Annotated in this window: 15 protein-coding genes and 1 tRNA gene; 7 read left to right on the top strand and 9 right to left on the bottom strand. The window is 38.0% G+C overall.

The window, feature by feature from the left end:
• Positions 1–52 precede the first annotated feature (52 nt).
• The gene (locus AC0L3W_RS09275) at positions 53–2,899 is read left to right on the top strand and encodes an FAD-binding and (Fe-S)-binding domain-containing protein (protein WP_409439085.1); all 2,847 of its coding nucleotides are present in this window, start codon (positions 53–55) and stop codon (positions 2,897–2,899) included.
• Positions 2,900–2,963: 64 nt separating this feature from the next.
• Here the strand turns inward: AC0L3W_RS09275 and AC0L3W_RS09270 are convergent, their stop codons facing one another.
• Entirely contained in the window at positions 2,964–3,875 is a 912-nt protein-coding gene (locus AC0L3W_RS09270) for a LysR family transcriptional regulator (RefSeq protein WP_473572796.1), read from the bottom strand.
• A gap of 181 nt (positions 3,876–4,056) precedes the next feature.
• On the opposite strand from AC0L3W_RS09270, the gene AC0L3W_RS09265 reads away from it, so the two are divergent.
• The 4 genes from AC0L3W_RS09265 to AC0L3W_RS09250 all read left to right on the top strand — a co-directional run bounded on the left by AC0L3W_RS09265 (position 4,057) and on the right by AC0L3W_RS09250 (position 9,948).
• Positions 4,057–4,734: an NAD(P)H-dependent oxidoreductase gene (locus AC0L3W_RS09265; RefSeq protein ID WP_290040538.1), complete on the top strand. Its 678-nt coding sequence runs from the start codon at positions 4,057–4,059 to the stop codon at positions 4,732–4,734.
• 401 nt (positions 4,735–5,135) lie between these two features.
• Positions 5,136–6,218, top strand: a complete 1,083-nt coding sequence (locus AC0L3W_RS09260) for an efflux RND transporter periplasmic adaptor subunit (protein ID WP_290040378.1) — start codon at positions 5,136–5,138, stop codon at positions 6,216–6,218.
• A complete protein-coding gene (locus AC0L3W_RS09255) occupies positions 6,218–9,337 on the top strand; it encodes a multidrug efflux RND transporter permease subunit (RefSeq protein ID WP_409439087.1) in 3,120 nt (1,039 codons plus the stop codon). Before AC0L3W_RS09260 ends, AC0L3W_RS09255 begins: the two co-directional genes overlap by 1 nt.
• 197 nt (positions 9,338–9,534) lie before the next feature.
• Positions 9,535–9,948 carry an FKBP-type peptidyl-prolyl cis-trans isomerase gene (locus tag AC0L3W_RS09250; protein ID WP_409440406.1) on the top strand — a complete coding sequence of 138 codons (414 nt, stop codon included), beginning with the start codon at positions 9,535–9,537 and terminating at the stop codon, positions 9,946–9,948.
• Between the two features lie 48 nt (positions 9,949–9,996).
• Here AC0L3W_RS09250 and AC0L3W_RS09245 read toward each other — a convergent pair whose 3' ends face one another.
• The 3 genes from AC0L3W_RS09245 to AC0L3W_RS09235 form a co-directional block, all read right to left on the bottom strand.
• Positions 9,997–11,364: an L-serine ammonia-lyase gene (locus AC0L3W_RS09245; RefSeq protein WP_409439088.1), complete on the bottom strand. Its 1,368-nt coding sequence runs from the start codon at positions 11,362–11,364 to the stop codon at positions 9,997–9,999.
• Between the two features lie 98 nt (positions 11,365–11,462).
• Positions 11,463–12,119 carry a DUF1007 family protein gene (locus AC0L3W_RS09240; RefSeq protein ID WP_290040373.1) on the bottom strand — a complete coding sequence of 219 codons (657 nt, stop codon included), beginning with the start codon at positions 12,117–12,119 and terminating at the stop codon, positions 11,463–11,465.
• A gap of 12 nt (positions 12,120–12,131) precedes the next feature.
• Positions 12,132–12,524 carry a DUF2750 domain-containing protein gene (locus AC0L3W_RS09235; protein WP_290040372.1) on the bottom strand — a complete coding sequence of 131 codons (393 nt, stop codon included), beginning with the start codon at positions 12,522–12,524 and terminating at the stop codon, positions 12,132–12,134.
• Positions 12,525–12,970: 446 nt separating this feature from the next.
• Here AC0L3W_RS09235 and AC0L3W_RS09230 point away from each other — a divergent pair, with 446 nt between their 5' ends.
• Positions 12,971–14,638 carry a sensor domain-containing diguanylate cyclase gene (locus tag AC0L3W_RS09230; RefSeq protein ID WP_409439089.1) on the top strand — a complete coding sequence of 556 codons (1,668 nt, stop codon included), beginning with the start codon at positions 12,971–12,973 and terminating at the stop codon, positions 14,636–14,638.
• Positions 14,639–15,060: 422 nt separating this feature from the next.
• On the opposite strand, the gene AC0L3W_RS09225 is transcribed toward AC0L3W_RS09230, so the two are convergent.
• From AC0L3W_RS09225 to rpsU, 5 genes are all read right to left on the bottom strand, one after another.
• A tRNA-Ile gene (locus tag AC0L3W_RS09225) sits at positions 15,061–15,137 on the bottom strand.
• A 209-nt stretch (positions 15,138–15,346) separates the two neighbouring features.
• On the bottom strand, positions 15,347–17,194 hold the full coding sequence (gene rpoD, locus AC0L3W_RS09220) for an RNA polymerase sigma factor RpoD (protein ID WP_290040367.1): 1,848 nt from the start codon (positions 17,192–17,194) through the stop codon (positions 15,347–15,349).
• Between the two features lie 97 nt (positions 17,195–17,291).
• Positions 17,292–19,040, bottom strand: a complete 1,749-nt coding sequence (gene dnaG, locus AC0L3W_RS09215) for a DNA primase (protein ID WP_409439090.1) — start codon at positions 19,038–19,040, stop codon at positions 17,292–17,294.
• 304 nt (positions 19,041–19,344) lie between these two features.
• On the bottom strand, positions 19,345–19,788 hold the full coding sequence (locus AC0L3W_RS09210) for a GatB/YqeY domain-containing protein (RefSeq protein WP_409439091.1): 444 nt from the start codon (positions 19,786–19,788) through the stop codon (positions 19,345–19,347).
• Positions 19,789–19,806: 18 nt separating this feature from the next.
• Positions 19,807–20,022, bottom strand: coding sequence for a 30S ribosomal protein S21 (gene rpsU / locus AC0L3W_RS09205; protein ID WP_025563760.1), 216 nt, complete (start codon positions 20,020–20,022; stop codon positions 19,807–19,809).
• 289 nt (positions 20,023–20,311) lie between these two features.
• Between rpsU and tsaD the strand changes: the two genes are divergently transcribed.
• Positions 20,312–21,331 carry a tRNA (adenosine(37)-N6)-threonylcarbamoyltransferase complex transferase subunit TsaD gene (gene tsaD, locus AC0L3W_RS09200; RefSeq protein WP_290040361.1) on the top strand — a complete coding sequence of 340 codons (1,020 nt, stop codon included), beginning with the start codon at positions 20,312–20,314 and terminating at the stop codon, positions 21,329–21,331.
• Positions 21,332–21,351: the final 20 nt, after the last annotated feature.

Here is a 21,351-nt window from a genome sequence, read left to right as displayed (position 1 = left end):
CTTCATTCTACTATGTTCGCTGCTTTTCTGAAATGTTAGTTAAGGAGTAGTGATGTTGGCAAGTAATGTGAAACAATTTGAGCAGCTTGAAGAAACCTTATTAGCTTGTATTGATAAAGCGCGTATCTTTACTGAGCCAGCTCAGTTACTTGCCTATGGGACTGATGCTAGTTTTTATCGCTTAGTGCCTAAGATAGTAGTGCGTTTGCATAATGCGAATGAAGTTATTTATACACTTCGAAGTTGTGCTGCCTTAAACATCTCTTGCACATTTAGAGCAGCGGGAACCAGTTTGTCTGGCCAAGCGGTATCTGATTCAGTATTAATTACATTAAGTGATCAATGGCGTGGGCATGAAATACTTGAACAAGGTCATAAGATTACATTACAACCGGGTGTTATAGGTGCTGATGCGAATAAATATCTATTACCTTATGGTCGTAAAATAGGTCCTGATCCTGCTTCTATCAATACCTGCAAAATAGGTGGGATAGCTGCTAATAATGCCAGTGGTATGTGTTGTGGTGTCGCACAAAACTCATATCGAACAGTCGATAGTATGCAGCTTATTTTTGCTGATGGAACGCAATTAAATACTGCCGATAATAACAGTGTGAGTCGCTTTAAAATGTCTCATCCTTCTTTAATTAATGACCTTAAAGATCTGTGTGAACAAGTAAAAAATGACAGCGCTTTAAGTAAGTTAATTAAACATAAGTATCGCCTTAAAAATACCACTGGCTATTCCCTAAATGCCTTAGTGGACTACCAAGATCCGATTGATGTAATTCAACATTTAATGATTGGTTCAGAAGGCACTTTAGGCTTTATCAAGGAAATTACCTATAACACGGTGATTGAGCATCGATATAAAGCCTCTGCATTAATTGTATTCAATGATATTGAAACGGCTTGCCAAGTGGTTTCTGTATTAGCGAAACTACCTGTGTCAGCGGTGGAAATGATGGATGGGCGAGCTATGCATTCGATTGCAGATAAACCTGGTATGGCTGCTTTTATTAAGCAGTTAGACTTAGAGGTCGGCACCTTATTAATAGAATCTAGAGCCAGTGACTTAGAGAGTCTTAATCAGCAGTGTGCGGCCGTGATGGAGGCTATTTCTAATTATACCGTTAAAGAATCCATCGAGTTTACGCGCGACCCAAGTGTGGTAGAAAGCTTGTGGGCAATACGCAAAGGTTTGTTTCCTGCTGTTGGGGCTGTTCGAGAAGTTGGTACAACAGTAATCATAGAAGATGTCGCTTTTCCTGTACAGCATTTAGCGGCAGGGGTTAGAGATTTACAGGCGCTGTTTGATCAGTTTGATTACCATGAAGCAATTATTTTTGGTCATGCATTAGATGGTAACTTACACTTTGTATTCACACAAAGCTTTGAAACAGAATCTGAAATAGTTCGTTACAGTGATTTTATGGATGCATTAACTCAGTTAGTGGCGATTAAACATAAAGGCTCACTAAAAGCAGAGCATGGTACAGGCAGAAACATGGCTCCATACGTCGAATTAGAGTGGGGCAAAGCAGGCTATGCATTAATGCAGAAGATTAAAGCGATTTTTGATCCCAACGGATTATTGAATCCTGGTGTGATTATTAATGAAAGTAGCCAAGCACATATTGAAAATCTAAAACCAATGCCTGCCGCGGATGATCTAATTGACCGTTGTATTGAGTGTGGCTTTTGTGAACCCGTTTGTCCGTCACGTACGCTGACATTATCACCGCGTCAGCGTATTGTGTTGTACCGAGAGATGAAACGTAGTGAACAAAGCGGTGATAGTGCATACAGTAAATCTTTAGCAGATACTTTTCAGTATCAAGGTATTGATACCTGTGCAGCGACTGGGCTATGTGCAGACCGTTGCCCGGTGGGAATTAATACTGGTGATCTCGTAAAAAAATTACGTTCTCTAAAATATCAACAGTTTGCACCTATTGCTCGTTGGACTGCGAATCATTTTAGTACTACGAATAAATTATTAAATGTAGGCTTGAAGGTTAACCAAGTCGCTCAAAAAACCTTTGGCTCTGCTCGGCTTAATAAAGCTAGTAAAGGCATTGCAAATCTATCTAATAACGGAGTACAACGTTGGTCGGCAGAAGTGCCTGGCGCAAATACTTTTAAGTTAAAAAGTACTTTCAATAAGCTTCATGGTCAACAAAACGATAAAAAAGTTGTGTATTTAGCATCCTGTTCAAGTCGAAGCATGGGGCAGCAAGCTGATAATAAAGATCAACGTTCTTTGACTGAAGTGACTAGCTCTCTGTTAGCTAAAGCAGGTTTTGATGTAATCATTCCAGATAATATTAATGACCTTTGTTGTGGTCAGCCACATGATAGCAAAGGCTTTTTTGATATAGCAAAACAGAAATCAGCGCAACTGGAAACTGCGTTATGGGAAGCTAGTGAGCATGGCAAGTGGCCTGTGTTAATGGATACTAGCCCTTGTGCAAAACGCAGTATTGAGGCTTTTTCAGAAGAAACTGTACAGCAGATGCAGGTAGTAGAGCCGAGTTTGTTTGTACTTAATTATTTGGTTGAATACTTGAATATTACGCCGCTACAAGAGCCGATTATGTTACACATTACTTGTAGTACACGAAAAATGGCATTAGATAAACAGATGCTACAGTTAGCACAGCAGTGTGCTTCTGAAGTGATTGTCCCTGAGCACATTGAATGTTGTGGTTGGGCTGGTGATAAAGGTTTTACAACACCTGAATTAAATAGTGCTGCATTATCACCTTTAAGGTCGCAAATACCCAATGGATGTACTCGAGGTTATAGTAATAGCCGTACTTGTGAGATAGGTTTATCACACCATAGTGGCATTGCTTACCAGTCTATTTTGTACTTGGTTGATGAAGTCAGTAGCTAAATCAAAAGTTACAGTCGTCTTTTAATGAGTGTCCTTGACAAGTATTACATATTATGAATACTTGTTAAGGGCACGGATATTGTTGACTAAACTCGTTAAATTTTTGCAGTAAAAAGTCGATTACCATGCGTAACTTCTTTCTTGGATATTCAGTTTGTAAGTAGACTAGCTGCACTGGTACATCTTCGCTGCGGTACTCTTTTAATAAAATGATCAATCTGCCTTGTTCAACATCTTTAGCAATATCTATCCAGTTTTTATAGGCGATCCCATGGCCGGCAATCGCCCATTCCCTTAACAGTGCGCCATCATTGGTGGTTTTAGCTGGCTCAATACTAAGATCTAATGCTTGGTTATCTTTTTGAAATTTCCATATATGTTGTTTGTTTTTACCTAAATTCCAGTTTAATAAACGATGCTGTTGTAACTCGGCAGGACTGTTTGGTTGACCATGCTGTTTAATATAATCTGGCGAGGCAACCACATAACGTGGTGATGAAGCTAGGTATCTACGCTTTAATGGCGAGTCTGCTAAATGCCCATAACGTAATGCTATTTGTAAGTTTTGCTCTATTAAATCACTGTTGTGATCACTTAAATGCAGCGTCATGGTGACTGAAGGTGTTGCGGATAAAAATTCTTCTAGCCAGTGACTAACTATATTGCGACCTAAGTCAGATGGCACACTTAACCCTATATCACCGCTCACTTGGTCATTATTGTTGTTTAACGTATTACTGGCGACTTCCAATATTTGAATGGCGTCTTTACTGCTTTCAATGAACAATTTTCCCTCTTCGGTTAATTGCATATTTCGCGTGGAACGAATAAATATTTGGCAGTTTAGCCTTTTCTCCAAGCGTTTAAGTGCAGCGCTTGCTGCCGCTGGCGTTAAGTTTAATTCTCGGCTAGCAGCAGAAATACTGTTCAGATCGGCAATTCGAATCGCCAATTTCAGGTCGTTTAAATGATACATATTCAAAAATAATTTTAAAGTTATTCAAATTTATTCGTTATTATCAAATAAAATAATCAAGCGTACAATGTATTTATAAACTAGCAGTGGGTCTATGAATCCAGCTTATTTTTATATCGGTAACATCGCTGGTGTTATGAATATTAAATTCTTTGATTTAAGTACGACGAAAGGTATGTCTATGAAGCAAACAACAAATGAGACGCACGAGCAAATTATTAGTGATTTAGCGACACGTTATACAACCAAAAAATACGATCCTAGCAAGAAAGTGTCACAACAGGATTTAGCGGTGCTGTATGAAAGTTTGCGTCTTTCTCCTTCTTCAATTAATTCTCAGCCGTGGAAGTTTATTGTGATTGAAAGTGATGCTGCAAAACAGAGAATGCATGACTCTTTTGCCAATAAACATCAGTTTAATCAGCACCTAATATTTGATAGTTCGCATATTATTTTATTTGCACACAATCCAACTTATACCCGTGCTGATTATGCAAAAGTCGTTGATAAAGGTATACAGGATAAACGCACTGCATTAGAAAATAGAGAAAAAGCCTTTGGTGGATTCCATTTTGCTGAGAGCAATACTGACCAGCAAGGGAATAACAGTGCATGGACTAAAGCACAGCTTTATATTGCATTAGGTAATGCAATGCATACATTGGCGCGTTTGAAAGTTGACTCAACGCCTATGGAAGGCATTGACCATGAACTCGTTGGTGAGATATTCGCTGAAGAGCTAAATGGTTTCGAATGTCACGTTGCATTGGTTATTGGTTACCATCATGCTTCTGAAGATTACAATTTTAGTTTACCTAAAACACGCCTAGCATTATCAGATGTATTAACGGTTCTTTAATCAACTAAGTTTCTGAACAGTTAGGTCTTTTATAAAAATAATGACTTGAAGTGATATCATTTCAAGTCATTATTGACACTTTTGAATCAATTTGTAACCCGTTCTTTAGTGCTAATACTAATTATATTCAATCAGTTTTTTATCAAGCAAACTAGAACAGTTAGCTCGCTTGATTGATATCAAATTAAGCTTTGCAACTACCTCTTAATATTTACCTCCCTTGTTTTGCGTAACGTTTGTTACAATTTCTCCATATTTTCTTCACAATCTTTTCCGGTTTTTACTTTATGATGAATGCAATACCATTGATGACAATTAAGATCATTCGCTTAATTTTATTGGTGTTAGCTGTTATAAACACTACCTATACGCTTTACCTCACTTTAAATAGAAGAAATAAAATGAAAAAATTCAACCCAGTTTTTATCTTAATAAGTTTTTTACTGAGTCTATTTAGCAGTTTTGCTATGGCACTCACGCCTTCTCCAGCAGTGCCTATTTATAGCGAGGTAGTCGGTGCTTATGAAGTATCAGAATCCTTATCTTTAATTGGAAAGTTACAAGCTAAGGAGTATGTGAGCATCGAGTCTGAGGTTGCGGCCAAAGTAACCCAAATTGCAGTGCAAGCTAATCAAAAAGTTAAAAAGGGTCAGCTGCTTATAAAGTTGAATAGTGCTGGTGCCAATGCATTATTAGCTGAAGCAAAAGCTTATTTAGCCAATGAGCAACGTACCTTAAAAGATTATCAGCGTCTTATCGGTAAACAAGCGATCACGCAAACAGAGTTAGATAGCCAAGCTTCAGTCGTTGCAATCGGTAAAGCTCGATTATTAGCCGCACAGGTGTTTATTGATAATCACAATATTACTGCACCTTTTGATGGCACCATAGGGTTATTAGATTTTAGCGAAGGTAAGATGGTTGCAATTAGCGAGTCGCTTTTGACACTAGATAACCTTTCCGAAATGACCTTAGATTTACCTGTTCCAGAACGTTACCTTTCTAAAATACAAGTAGGCATGGAAGTATCAGCTAAAACACGTGCTTGGGGGGATCAACCTTTTGTAGGTAGAGTGGTTGCGATTGATTCTCGTATTAATCCAGATACATTAAATTTACGTGTTCGGTTACTTTTTGATAATAAAGATGAGTTTTTAAAACCGGGTATGTTGATGTCTGCGAACTTAGTGTTTAATGCCGTTAATGAGCCTATTATAGCTGTGCAATCTTTAGAGTATTCAGGCACTAAACGTTTTGTTTATGTCGTTGGTGACGATAATAAAGTATCTCGTCGAGAAGTAGTATTAGGTCCCCGTATTAGAGACCAGGCTGTGATTGCATCAGGTTTAGAGATTGGTGAGCGAATTGTTGTGCAAGGTCTGGTTAATATGCGTGACGGACTAACTATTAAAGATTTAAGTACAGTAGAGCAAGCCGGTGAAACCACCGTGAATGTTAATGCGTTACAGAAGGATAACAAATAATGTGGTTATCCGATGTATCAGTAAAACGACCGGTAATGGCCATTGTAATGAGCCTATTACTTTGTGTTTTTGGGATTGTCTCTTTTGAAAAGCTAGCTGTTAGAGAGATGCCTGATGTAGAAAGTCCAGTGGTATCGATTACTACTCGTTATGAAGGTGCTAGTGCTACCATCATGGAAAGTCAGGTGACGTCAGTGATCGAGGATCAAGTGACAGGTATCAGTGGCATTGACGAAGTAGAATCGGTCACTCGTAATGGCATGTCGCGTATTACTGTCACCTTTGATATCGGTTGGGATCTTACCGAAGGGGTGAGTGATATACGAGATGCCGTTGCTAAAGCGGAAGGGGCCTTACCAGATGAAGCTGATGAGCCAATTGTGTCAAAAGATGATGGTTCTGGTGAGCCTTCTTTATACATTAATCTCAGGTCCTCAACCATGGACCGAACTCAACTAACCGATTACGCCGAGCGTGCTCTAACGGACCGATTCAGCTTAATCAGTGGAGTGAGTTCAGTCAATGTGACTGGTGGTTTATACAAAGTCATGTACGTTAAGTTATTGCCGGATTTAATGGCAGGGCGATCTGTCACTGTCAATGATATTCTTTCTGCATTAGAAGCTGAAAATGTAGAAAGCCCCGGCGGCGAAGTACGCAATGATACAACAGTTATGTCAGTACGAACTGCGCGCTTGTATGCACAGCCTGAGGATTTTGATTATTTAGTGGTACGTCGTGCTAATGACGGTACTCCTATCTACTTAAAAGATGTGGCAGAAGTAAATGTTGGGGCTGAAAATGAGAACTCTGCGTTTAAAAATAATGGCATTGTTAATATCAGTTTAGGGGTTGTTACACAAACCGATGCAAACCCTTTAGATGTTGCCGCTGCAGTGCGATCTGAAGTTGATAAAATCCAACAATTCTTACCTGAAAATACTGAGTTAGAATTAAATTATGATTCTACGGTATTCATTGAGCGTTCCATTGATGAAGTATATAACACGCTATTAATCACCGGAGGGTTAGTGGTCTTGGTGTTATATATCTTTATTGGTCAAGCTCGAGCAACCATTATTCCTGCGATCACAGTACCTGTTTCTCTGATTTCTGCTTTCATTGCCGCTTATTACTTTGGTTTTTCGATCAATCTTATTACTTTAATGGCGCTTATTTTATCGATAGGCTTAGTGGTGGATGATGCGATTGTAGTGGTGGAGAATATATTCCACCATATTGAGCAAGGTGAAAAACCGTTAATGGCTGCTTATAAAGGCACCAGAGAGGTTGGCTTTGCTGTAATAGCAACAACGTTAGTGTTAGTGATGGTCTTCCTACCTATTTCATTTATGGATGGCATGGTTGGATTATTGTTCACTGAATTTTCTGTGTTATTAGCAATGTCGGTGATTTTCTCCTCGTTTATCGCATTGACGTTAACTCCAGTTTTAGCCAGTAAAATGCTCAAGGAGCATCAGCAACAAAATCGCTTTAATCGTTGGGTGGATAAACAATTTTCCCGTTTAGAGGGCGTTTATCGTGGTGGTTTAGGTTATGCCATTAAATTACGTTTAGCGGCACCTTTGGTTATTCTTGCTTGTATCGCGGGCAGTTACTTCTTGATGAAACAAGTGCCATCGCAACTTGCACCGAAAGAGGATAGGGGGGTTATCTTTGCCTTTGTAAAAGCCGCAGAAGGCACCAGCTTTAATCGTATGTCTGCGAATATGGATTTAATCCAAGAACGTCTATTACCTTTATTGGGACAAGGCGTGATTAGATCCTTTAGTACACAAGCACCTGCTTTTGGCGGCAATGCCGGAGATCAAACGGGCTTTGTTATCATGGTGCTAGAGGATTGGAATGAACGTACCGTTTCGGCTAATCAGGCATTAGGGTTAGTGAAGAGAACGTTAGGTGACTTACCTGATATTCGGGTTCGACCTTTATTACCTGGTTTCCGTGGCGGATCTAGCGATCAAGTAGAGTTTGTTTTAGGCGGTTCTGATTATAGTGAGTTAGGTAAATACGCTGAGCTATTAAGACAACAAGCAGAAGCTGATGGGATGGTTGTTGGTAGTGATTTAGATTATTCAGAAAAAACACCCGAATTGTTAGTTTCTTTGGATAAAGAGCGTGCTGCAGAATTAGGCGTTAGCTTAGATGAAATCTCTGAAACTTTAGAAGTGATGCTTGGGGGGAAGAGTGATACTACTTATGTAGAGCGTGGTGAAGAGTATGATGTTTACCTACGTGGCGATGAAAATAGCTTTAATAATGTGAGTGATTTAAGCCAAATTTACATGCGCACTAAAGATGGTGAATTGATTACATTAGATACATTAGCAGATATTGAAGAAGTCGCGTCTGCTAGTCGCCTATCGCATTTTAATAAGCAAAAATCTATTACGCTTGGTGGTAGTGCAGCGGAAGGTAAATCATTAGGTGAAGTGTTAGATTATTTGGATGCCAAAGCTATCGAACTATTTCCAAGCGATATTACTGTTTCATACACTGGTGAATCACAGGAGTACCGCGAAAATAGCAGCAGTGTGTTAATTGTTTTTGGGTTGGCATTACTGGTGGCTTACCTAGTATTAGCAGCTCAGTTTGAAAGCTTTATTAATCCACTCGTCGTTATGTTTACCGTACCGATGGGGGTTTTAGGTGGTTTCATTGGTATGGTGTTAATGAATCAAGGCCTGAACATCTACAGTCAAATTGGCATGATCATGCTGATTGGCATGGTGACTAAAAACGGCATTTTAATTGTAGAGTTTGCCAATCAGTTACGTGACCGTGGTAAGAGCTTAGATACTGCTATTATTGATGCTGCTGCGCGTCGACTTCGTCCGATCTTAATGACGGCATTTACTACCTTAGCTGGCTCCATTCCATTGATTTTATCTGTCGGAGCAGGCTCTGAAAGTCGTATATCAGTGGGGACGGTGGTGTTCTTCGGAATGGCCTTTGCTACAATCGTAACATTATTTGTTATTCCGGCCATGTATCGATTGATTTCCGGGAGTACGCATTCACCGGGCCATGTTGAAGCATTGTTAAATGAAGAACTGCGTTTGAGTGAAGCAATGTCAAAGCAAGATAAATCAGTATAAGTTAATGATAAAGTGATGCTAAAAAGCGAGGAGAGTAACAACTTCTCGCTTTTTTTATATTCGCAGAGAAATTGTTCTTAAACTCCTTTCTAAAATTTAGTACCCTCTGGGCTTTAATTAATAAAACAGGGTTTATCATGCTTAAGTTTATTTTAATTGTGGCGATTGTAATCGTGGCATTTTTTGTTTTTCAATCGATGACTTCAGGGAGAGATGCACCTGTAAACATCCAAAAAGGGCAAGGCTTCCTAGCTGAAAATGCAACGAAAGAAGGCGTTGTTAGTACTGATTCAGGTTTACAGTACTTAGTGTTAGAAAAAGGTGAAGGAACAGAGCACCCAACAGCAAAGAGTAAAGTTAAAGTACATTACCATGGTACATTAATTGATGGCACTGTATTTGACAGTTCTGTGGAACGTGGTGAGCCAATCTCTTTTGGTTTAAACCAAGTGATTCCGGGCTGGACTGAAGGTGTACAATTAATGGTAGAAGGTGATAAATTCCGTTTCTTTATCCCAAGTCGACTTGCTTATGGTAATCGTAGTGCAGGTAAAATTCCTGCTGGTTCATTATTGATTTTTGATGTTGAATTACTAAAAATTAATCCATAATGATTTGATAACAATACACCTTTAATCATGAGAGGTGTATTGTTGTGCCTATTCACAAGGCGGTGCCATGTGAATAACCGCTAAACCTCCCTGTGATGTCTCACGATATTTTTTATTCATATCTTTCCCTGTTTGGTACATAGTCGCGATCACCTTATCTAGAGATATAAGGGATTTACTGTTACGTTTCAAAGCCATTCTTGATGCATTAATCGCTTTCATTGCGCCCATGGCATTACGTTCAATACAAGGTATTTGTACTAAACCTCCTATTGGATCACAGGTCATACCTAAAGAGTGCTCCATGGCTATTTCAGCAGCGATACATACTTGTTCATTACTGCCCCCTTGGATTGCGGTTAAGCCAGCAGCTGCCATTGAAGAGGAAACACCTATTTCTCCTTGGCAACCTACTTCGGCACCAGAAATAGACGCATTGCGCTTATATAACATACCAATCGCAGCGGATACTGCTAAAAAGTCTTTAAGCTGCGTAGTATCAATTTTGCGTAGGTACTTATGGTAATACATCAATACGGCTGGAATTACTCCTGCTGCACCATTAGTTGGTGAGGTCACCACCTGCCCTCCTGCTGCATTTTCTTCACTCACTGCAAAAGCATATAAGTTAACCCAATCTAAAACACTCATTGGATCATTATCTATACCTTCGTTTGCTTGTAAGGTTTTTAATAATGCAGGTGCTCGCCTTACTACTTGTAATCCACCCTCTAAAATACCTTCACTGGTTAATCCTCGCTCTAAACAGAGGCTAATTACTTTCCAGATCTTTTCAGCCGTTGCGTCTAGGGTTTGTTGATTGGTAAAGGTTAGTTCGTTTTGCAATACTAAACCGCCAATACTTAATCCATTTTTATCTGCTTGCGCTAGTAAATCATTCGCTGAATTAAAGGGAAAGGGGACTTGACGCTCAGTGTTCTCAGTCGGGGTTAATAATTGTTGTTCAGTACTAATAAACCCACCACCTGTGGAGTAATAGGTTTCTGAGTCAAGTAGTGTTTCTCCCTGGTAAGCAAGAAAACGAAGCGCATTTTCATGCAGAGGTAAGCTGGTTTTATGAAATTCAATATGAATCGCAGGATCGAATGCAATAGGTGTGTGATTAAGAAATGTTAATGTTTTTTGTTCAGAGGTTTTCTGCAAAAGTGCCTTTGCAGTTGCTGCTTTAATGGTGTCTGGTTTATAGCCACTTAATCCCAATATAATTGCTCTGTCTGTATGATGTCCTTTACCTGTAAGAGATAAAGAGCCATATAGTTGAACAGTGATAGAGGTGATTAGTTTTGCTTGTGCTTTATTTTCAGTTGCAAATAAATAAGCTGCTAGCATTGGGCCACTGGTATGCGAGCTGGAAGGACCTATACCAATTTTATAGATATCGAAAATGGATAGCATTAAATACTCCTTAACATTATCAACAGCTCGCCTTAGATAGTTGACATCCAAGGCACTTGTTTGAGGTTATTGTGGTTAATTTATAATGCTGATATTTTTTATTGGCAATTGAGTTTATATTGCTGTGAAAAGTATCTTCCCAAGGTATTATCAGGTGTTACATCTGCAGCCAGTGCTAATGTATAAGCTCTCTGTGCGTCTGACACTTTAGGCTCTACTATTTCACCGTTACAAGCAGAGATAAGTTGCTCGGATAGCTGTACATCACCTTTATTTAACCAAGACATATCAACAAAATAGGTTTCATCGTAAATATAAAGTCTGAAGTTTTTTCCTGCAAAAGCAATAGGTGAAGATAACGGAAGTTCAAAACTGAGCACTATCTTATCTTTATCTTTCACCATTTGTGGGTGGATCGCACTTTTATATTTTACTGGCGTATTACCGTCGTATAAATAAGTAAAATAGTGTTCGTTATACAGGTTAGCGATAACAGCCTTTGTTAGTTTTTGTAGTGTAGCTTCAAGGTTATCTGGGCTTACATCTTCACCTTGTAGCATATAAGCCGAAGTATCTGCATCAAATGACCAAGTCATATGGAGCGACCTAATATGTGCCTCGTGAGTTTCAAAATAAGTGTTGGTATTAACCCATGCGTGTGGATGGGCCGATAAAAGCGTTGGTAATAGCAGCGCTATAATAAAGAGTATTTTACGGCACCAGAGGCTTTTATTTTTTGTGATAAAAAAGTACATACTAAGGTTTTATTAATAGCGTTTTTGTTTTGAGTTAGGCGTAAGTTCTTGCTCAAACTCTTCAGGGAACAAAATAATGCCATTTAATTGGTTATCAGGGAAAATCACGATAGATAATTCGTCTTCTGTTAAGCCGGGTGTCCAGCGTGAAAACCAAGTTGTTAAATCAATGGCTTGTGCTGTACAGTGTGACCACTCATCTGTCGCCCAGTCTTCAGCAAATACTTTATTAGGCCATACAGGCACACAATCTTCATCTTCCGTATTAAGCATTACACAGCCATGCTCATCAACTAATAACCATACTTCTTGTTGTTTTTGAATTTCTTTACATAAGTATTGAAACCGTTGTTGAGCATCAAATTTTAAAATTTCTTTAATACGTTGTGGCGTTAAATCGCTCATATATTGTCCTATTCGCTCTGTTAATAAAGTACATTGCTAGCTTAAAGTAAATGGAAGATTTTGCTAGCTGAGATTGATTAAAGTTATTGTATTTTGATAGGTTACTTAGATGGTTAATGATTAAATAGTAAGAGTAATATACTTTCTTTTATAAGCTGTAACTGAAAAAAAACAATGTCTAAGGTGTAGGCAAATGTTAAAATTATCAAGATTAAGTGCTGAATATCACTTTTAATCTATAAAACATGAAACTTTACATAAATAAAAGTGGTTTATAATAACCATAATTGTATGTTTTATGTAATATCTACCATAGATAATTTAAATCACGTCAAACCTGTTATTTGAAGTTAAGTATTTTTTTATTTGGTCGATAATTAATAAATATATCTTCATTTTAAATCTGATGCTAAGTATCTGCCTACTAATTAAATTTTAAGGTCATTATGTTTCATAGTATTAAAGCCCAGATCATTACTATTTATTCTATTGTTATTGTTGCATTTGCATCATTACTTTTATTAACAGTATACATTAATGAAAAAGATAGAATGTTAGAGTTGGAGTTAACAACTTCTACTGAAATATCACAAATGCATGCCACTAAATTAAGCCAAGAGTTTGCCCAATATGTTGCAATGCTAAAAGTGTTGAGTGGTGATTTTGAACCTGTACATAATGATCAAGAAACTATTCACCGATTATTGCAAAGGTTAATAAAGGCCGGCGGAGATAACTTTATTAATGCTATTTACATTGACCAAGCATTAAACCTTACCGATGCAAATTACAATAGAATGAAAGCGGTTCATCCATCATTGTTAAAAGGTAAGGATTGGGAGAATAAAGAGTTTAATGTAAGTAATCCTGTCAATACTAGCTTTGAAACTAAGCCGGTAATTATGGTTTCAGTGCCAATTCGTAATGAGAAAAATGAATGGAGTGGAACAATAGCTGCTGCAGTACCTATTGATATTCTGCCTAAAAAATTAGCCTCTATTAAATTGGGTTTAGGCAGTTATGCTTGGTTAGTTGATACGGAAGGATTACTCGTTTCTCATCCCAACCCTGAATTTATTATGAAAAATAGGGCAACTACTGAAGAAAATCCGAACTACCCTGGTTTTAATGAAATAGTGAAAGAAGCTAAATTAAAGAATAATGGCTACGGTCGCTATATGGATTTGGTACTAGATGAGTCTAAAATAGTCACTTATGCGCATATCAAATACCTTCCTAACTGGGTGCTATACGTAACAACTAAAGAATCTGAAATTTTTCAAGGTATTTATGAAATTCTATATAATGTAATCATTATCGCTGTACTGTTAATGGTTGTATTTTTAGTGTTCATTAGTCAATTAGCGAATAAAGTGACAAAACCTATTGTTAAATTAACTCGAGAAGTAAAATGCGTTGTAAATAGTAATAGTGAATATTTTCATGGTATTGATTCAAAAGATGAAATAGGGCAGTTGTCTAAAGCATTTGATAGTAGTTTCAGAAAAATACGTACTCATACTATGCATTTAGAAAAAATGGTGAATCAACGTACACAAGAGATTGCCACGAAAAACTCTTTATTGAGTGAGCAGAATGATCAACTTGAAGAGTTAGTTTCTAAGGATCCATTAACTCATTTATATAACCGTCGAGCATTTAGTCGTTTACTTGATAAAGAGCTTGCACGTGCAAGAAGACATAAGTCGCCGGTGACACTTGCGATACTAGATATTGACCACTTTAAACGAATTAATGATACTTATGGGCATAATGTTGGCGATGAAGTGTTATGTCGCTTTGCCAATGAGTTAACCATTAACATGCGTGTTGAAGATCTGATCTGTCGCTGGGGTGGTGAAGAGTTCGTTATTTTATTATGGGGAGCTACGGCGAGAGGCGCTTTTAAACATATGGATGAAATGCGTGAAAATATCGCTAATATGAAATTTGATACTGTCGATAAAGTTACATTTAGTATTGGTATGGCCACCATAAGGCATGATGAAGAGTTTAAAGACTGGTTACATAGAGCAGATGATGCACTTTATAAAGCTAAAGAGATGGGGCGAAATCGTACGGTTATCGATGACAGTCAGATCAAGGATAGCTAACTAAATACTTTAATTAAATTTGAATTAGTTACTTGAGAGTCCATCTCTTTTGACTAATTCAAAACGCTTTTCATTAAATTCGGTTAAATAACTAATCAGTAACAAGGTTGTTACGCTTGATTAGTGTTATACCAAGCATACGAATTAACACCTTCGTTCCATGGCCCATAAAGATTAACGCCATTAGCCTTGCTCAACTTCTGCCTTACACAATGCCATTTTAACTAAGCTAAATTGAGAGTACTTATTTAATAGAATGTATACGACTCATATTATTCATTTAGCGTTAAAGCTATATTAAATCTGTATTGTAGTGGGTGATATGAAGAATACATAGAGGTTATAAAGCAGGGTAAATGTAGCTAGGTGTAGCACCAATAAAAAAGGTTAGTAAGCAATACGCCTACTAACCTTTCTATATATGGTGGCCCTTCCCCGACTCGAACGGGGGACCTGACGATTATGAGTCGTATGCTCTAACCAACTGAGCTAAAGGGCCTTAATTTGTGCGCTGATTATATAAGCTACTTATTTCGCTGTCTAGTTTATTCAGTTTGATTGCTTATTAAATCATCGCTATTGGCTTAGCATTCTTAAATATTTATTTTATATGGTTTTTATCATTGAATAACTGATGCTTATTTTCGTTTTAGATATAAAAAATCCTACCGAAGTAGGATTTCTATTAGCCTATAAATCAAGTCTCGATTACTCGTCCAGGAAGCTGCGTAGCTGTTCACTGCGGCTTGGGTGACGTAGTTTACGAAGTGCTTTAGCTTCGATTTGACGAATACGCTCACGTGTAACATCAAACTGCTTACCTACTTCTTCTAAAGTATGGTCAGTATTCATATCAATACCAAAACGCATACGTAGTACTTTCGCTTCACGAGCTGTTAAACCTTCTAATACATCATTTGTTGCATTTTTAAGGCTTTCGCTTGTTGCACTATCAACCGGTAGAGCAATCGTTGTATCTTCAATGAAGTCACCTAAGTGAGAATCTTCATCATCACCAATAGGCGTTTCCATTGAGATTGGCTCTTTAGCGATTTTTAATACCTTACGAATTTTATCTTCAGGCATCATCATGCGTTCTGCTAGCTCTTCAGGCTGTGGCTCACGCCCCATCTCTTGTAACATTTGACGAGAGATACGGTTAAGTTTATTAATCGTTTCAATCATGTGTACAGGAATACGGATAGTACGTGCTTGGTCAGCAATTGAACGAGTGATTGCTTGACGGATCCACCATGTTGCGTAAGTTGAGAATTTGTAACCTCGACGGTATTCAAATTTATCAACGGCTTTCATTAGGCCGATGTTACCTTCTTGGATTAAATCTAAGAATTGTAAACCACGGTTGGTGTATTTCTTAGCAATCGAGATAACAAGACGTAAGTTCGCTTCTACCATCTCTTTCTTCGCACGACGCGCTTTAGTCTCACCGATGCTCATTGCACGAGAGATTTCTTTTAAGTTGGTAATGCTTAATGTGCTTTCAACTTCAATCGCTAACATCTTACGAATACAACGTTCTAGGTCTTCTTCTGCTTCTTTAATGCCTGCTACGTAAGCTTGATCACCGCTTAATACTTTCTCTAACCATGCATTGCTAGTTTCATTACCTTTAAACAGTTTAATGAATTCTGCTTTTGGCATTTTGCACTGTTCAACACAGATTTTTAAGATTAAACGTTCTTGAACACGAGCTGCATTCATATTACCGCGAATCAATTTCACCATACGGTCAAATTGTTTAGGAATTAGTTTAAATTGTTGGAAATATTCAGCTTGTTCGTTGATCGCAGCTAATGTATCAGCATGTTTACGACCATTTTTAGTGATAGATTTTTCAACAATATTATTTAAACGGCGTAACTCTGCAAATTTTTCTGCCGCTTCTTCAGGACATGGACCTTTAGGGCCTTCCTCTTCTTCTTCGTCGTCATCTACATCATCTACGTCGTCATCAGCTAAATCAGATTCAGATAATTCAGAACCGATGTTAGTTGCACTTACCGCTTGAGTCATATCATCATTAGGATCAATAAAGCCACTGATTAAATCAGTGAGTTTCATTTCTTCAGCTTCGTAGCTGTCGTAGTTATCTAATAAGTTACGAATAGTGGCAGGATACTCAGAAACAGAGTTTTGTACTTCTTTGATGCCTTCTTCGATACGCTTAGCGATAACAATTTCGCCTTCACGTGTTAGTAGTTCAACTGTACCCATTTCACGCATGTACATACGAACTGGGTCAGTAGTACGGCCAATTTCTGATTCTACTGTTGCTAATACTTGCGCAGCAGCTTCTACAGCATCTTCATCTGGTTCATCGTTATCTGTACCAGATAGAATTAGATCATCAGCATCAGGAGCAGTCTCAACAACGCGAATACCCATGTCGTTGATCATTTGAATGATATCTTCAATTTGCTCTGACTCAACGATATCTTGCGGCAGGTGATCATTCACTTCTGCGAAGGTTAAGAAACCATTTTCTTTACCTTTAATGATCAGCTCTTTAAGCTGCGATTGAGGTGTTTGGGCCATAGGTACCATCCAAAAAATTAGTCGTAAAATGTGGTGTAAATGGGAAAAAATCTGAGCGCTCGATTATACGCCTAAATTGAATTTTATGCCAATCCCATTAATGTTGTTTTTGTTCTTTGAGAAGTTGTGCTAATTGCACTGTCTCCTCTGTTGTTAAAACTTCGCCCTGTCTTGATTTTTGCTTCAAAAATTCAATACGTTGCGTAAGGTGTAAAGATAAAAAGTTATCTAATATATCGAAGAATACTTCTTCGTATGTATGTTCATCAACTTGGTTTTTCCAAGTTGCTAAGGCAATTAATTGTTTTTCTTCGGGTTGACCACGCCAATGTTCTAATAACAGTCCTGTAGAGAGATGGGGTGTGTCTCTACAAATTTCAAGTAGTGTATTTAAAAGAGTTAACCCCGGTATTTGTATCTCTTTAAATTCAGGTATTTCAGCCAACTGATAAGCCATTTGAGGATGCTGAAGCAATAATGAAATCGCCAGTCTCATTGGTGTTATTTTTTGCGAAGTTGGTTTCTTTTCTACTTTTTTCGCCGCGGGTAATAACTTTTGTAAACCTTCTTTTTCAATACCTAATAAGCTAATTAAACGCGTTTCCATCATCTGTCTAAATACTGAGTCAGGTAACTTAGTTAATAACGGAATAGCTAATTGTGCAAGTTTTGATTTGCTATCGGCACTCGTCATATCCACTTGTGTTAACAATTGTTGAAACAAAAAGTCAGAAAGAGGCATCGCTTGGTCGACGAGTTTTTCGAAGAACGCTTTACCTTCTTTTTGTACTAAGCTATCTGGATCCTCTCCATCTGGGAGGAACATAAAGCGTACCGTTCGACCATCTTGGATTGAGGGAAGGGCATTCTCAAGAGCCCTCCACGCAGCTGTTCGCCCAGCTTTGTCTCCATCAAAACAGCAAATAATTTCACTGGTTTGTCTGAATAGAAGTTGTATATGGTCCGGTGTGGTTGCGGTGCCTAAAGAGGCGACGGCATAATGAATATCAAATTGCCCTAAGGCAACTACATCCATATAGCCTTCGACTACTAAAATACGCTGTATCTCTTTACTATGTTGTTTAGCTTGATATAAGCCGTATAGCTCTTTCCCTTTATGGAAAATAGGTGTTTCAGGTGAGTTTAAATATTTTGGTGTTGTATCATCAAATACCCGACCGCCAAAGCCAATGACACGTCCTCGCCTATCTAAAATAGGGAACATTAAGCGGTCTCTGAAGCGGTCGTAACTGCCGCCATTGTCTTTGCTGATTAACATGCCTGCATCAATAAGTTGTTGTTCTGTTTGTTTATTGATAGCAAATTTTTTACGTACTTCATCCCAACCGTCTGGTGCATAGCCGATTTGGAAGTGTTTCGCTGTTGCGCCAGATAAGCCTCTACTTTTTAAGTAGTTAATGACTTTTTCACTGTTTTTATGTGTACGTAGTTGTTGTTGATAAAAGCGCGTAATGTCTGCCATTAATTGATATAAGTCTTTTCTATCGACATAGGTCGTTGCAGGTTGATTACTGCCAGACTCTTCGCGCGGGACTTCAATGGATAATTGCTCTGCTAAAACTTCTACCGCATCAACAAACTCGATACCATCATATTCCATCAAGAAGGAGACAACATTGCCGCTTACACCACAGTTGAAGCAGTGGTAAAACTGTTGGTCTGGACTTACTGAGAAAGTGGAATCGTTATTACCATTATGGAAAGGGCAGCGTGCGCGGTAGCTTTTGCCTTTTTTCTTCAATTTAAGACGGCTATCAATTATATCAACGATATCGGTACGTGAGATTAAGTCGTCAATGAAATTCTTTGGAATGCGGCCAGCCATTTAAGAGTCCTATGGAGAAAAGGGAGTAGTATACTCACAGTATTTAATACGACACAATTATTGTATTTTTAATTCAGATTAGATGAGATTTATTTTCAAAGTACTATTGGTGTTTGGTTTATTTTTAAAAGTGCGTTAAGCGGTGCATTAGTTAACATCCAATTTACTGTTTTATATTATTGCTTAATTATAAAATTCTTTACTATAAAGTTAATGATTAATTAACAAAGTAGCTTTCATTAAAACAAAAAAACCTCAGACTTATAAATAAGCTGAGGTTTTTTTAATCAAGAAGACGAGACGACTATTTTAAGCTAGCTCTTACAAGCCCACTTACTGCAGCCATATCAGCTCTTCCTTGTATCTCTTTTTGGAGTATTCCCATCACTTTACCCATATCTTGCATGCCTTGTGCATCAACAGATGCAATAGCTTGTTTAATATGAGCATCTACTTCTTCAGCAGTTAGTGCTTGAGGTAAAAACTCCTCTAAAATAGCAAGTTCCGTTTTTTCTATATCAACAAGATCAGCTCGGTCTGCTTTTTCAAATTGTGTAATTGATTCTTTACGTTGTTTAACCGATTTCACAACAACTGTCGTGACAGCGTCATCATCAAGTTCAATTTTATCATCAATTTCAATTTGCTTAACAGCTGCAATTAATGAACGGATAGTCTTTACACGGACTTTATCCTTTGCACGCATTGCAAGCTTTTGCTCTTCTTGTAATCTTGTTTTTATAGACATCGGAGACCTTTATCTATTCTAGTATAAACGTACGCGACGAGCGTTATCACGAGAAAGTTTTTTCAGGTGACGTTTAACAGCTGCTGCTTTAGCACGTTTACGAACTGTAGTAGGTTTCTCGAAAAATTCGCGTTTACGAGTTTCTGCTAAGATACCTGCTTTTTCACAAGAACGTTTAAAACGACGTAATGCTACGTCAAATGGTTCGTTTTCACGAAGTTTAATTACTGGCATATGCCTCTTACCTTTATGGTTACGGTCGTAAATTGACCAGTGCATTTAAATTGGTGCCGAATTTTAATCCTATTTGGGGGATGATGTAAAGAAATTCCGCATTAATTTTCATTAAAAAAGCAGAAAGATCTTAATGATCTTTAGATCCGTGCTTATAATCACGCTTGATAAAAAAATCCACCTTGGCTGTATTTTCCGTTAGAATGCGTTACATTTTTTATTTTGTTCTCTATTTTACTTAATTAGCGTTAATGAAAAGCTAATTATTTTAGTTATAAGGTTGTTTAGTATGCGAATTTTAGGCATTGAAACGTCATGTGATGAAACAGGTATTGCTGTTTATGACGACCAACAAGGTTTGTTATCGCACCAGTTATATAGTCAGGTGAAATTACATGCGGATTACGGTGGTGTTGTTCCTGAGCTTGCATCTCGTGACCATGTACGAAAAACTATTCCACTTATTAAAGAAGCGTTAGCCTTAGCTAATTGCACTAAAGAGGATATTGATGCAATTGCTTATACTGCTGGCCCTGGTTTAGTGGGGGCATTATTAGTGGGGTCGTGTATTGGTCGTAGTATTGCGTTTGCATGGGATAAACCAGCGATTGCTGTTCACCACATGGAGGGGCACCTTTTAGCACCTATGTTAGAAGATGATAAACCTGATTTTCCTTTTGTAGCTTTATTAGTGTCTGGTGGACATACGTTATTAGTACAAGTGGATGATATTGGTGAATATACTTTATTAGGTGAGAGTATTGATGATGCAGCTGGTGAAGCTTTTGATAAAACCGCTAAATTGTTAGGTTTAGATTACCCAGGTGGACCTCGTTTAGCTAAAATGGCTGAAAATGGTGTAGCTGGGCGTTTTAAATTTCCTCGTCCAATGACAGATAGACCTGGTTTAGACTTTAGTTTTAGTGGATTAAAAACCTCTGCAGCTGTAACGATTGCTCGTGAAGGTAATGATTTACAGACACAGTCTGATATTGCTTATGCTTTCCAAGAAGCTGTGATTGATACCATTGCGATAAAATGTAAGCGAGCTTTAAAACAAACTGGCTTAAAGCGTTTAGTCGTTGCTGGCGGTGTGAGTGCGAATACGGCATTACGTGAGCAGTTAGCTGAAACAATGCAAAAGCTAGGTGGCAAAGCATTTTATCCACGCGGTGAGTTTTGTACCGATAATGGTGCGATGATTGCTTATGCAGGTATGCAACGTTTAAAAGCTGGGCACATACAAGGATTAGAAATTAAAGCTAAACCACGTTGGCCATTAGATCAATTAGAAAGTGTGAAAAGTTAATCTTTAACCCTTTATCTTGC

Source organism: Psychromonas sp. KJ10-5 (genome assembly GCF_055808325.1).
This window is presented reverse-complemented; position numbering and strand designations above follow the sequence as displayed.